Below are 362 nucleotides of genomic sequence, written 5' to 3' on the forward strand. Positions count from 1 at the left end.
GTTTAGGATAAGCGCTGAAAGCATCTAAGCGCGAAGCCATCCGCGAGATTAGAACTCCTTTATAGGGTCGTCCGAGACGAGGACGTTGATAGGGCGCAGGTGTAAAGACGGTGACGTCAAAGCCGAGTGCTACTAATTGCCCGAAACTTTCAGTCATAAGGTCATACTTTGAGTTGTCTAACGGTTTCGCTTGTTAGATGTGTCACCCATACGCCTGTCGCTAAGTATAAGCGTAAAGGCAGTAGAAAATATTATCAGGTGGTTATTGTGGTGGGGTCCCACCTCTTCCCATTCCGAACAGAGAAGTTAAGCCCACTTACGCCGATGGTACTGCAATGCAATGCGGGAGAGTAGGAAGCCGC

The 362-nt window shown here is 48.9% G+C and carries 2 rRNA genes; both read left to right on the top strand.

The features are described from left to right. Window positions 1-157: ribosomal RNA gene (locus LDN30_RS16245) — 23S ribosomal RNA — on the top strand; the annotation flags it as partial. A 97-nt stretch (window positions 158-254) separates the two neighbouring features. Continuing rightward, a 5S ribosomal RNA gene (rrf, locus tag LDN30_RS16250) occupies window positions 255-362 on the top strand; the annotation flags it as partial.

It is taken from the genome of Prevotella lacticifex (genome assembly GCF_019973375.1).
Lineage (GTDB): Bacteria > Bacteroidota > Bacteroidia > Bacteroidales > Bacteroidaceae > Prevotella > Prevotella lacticifex.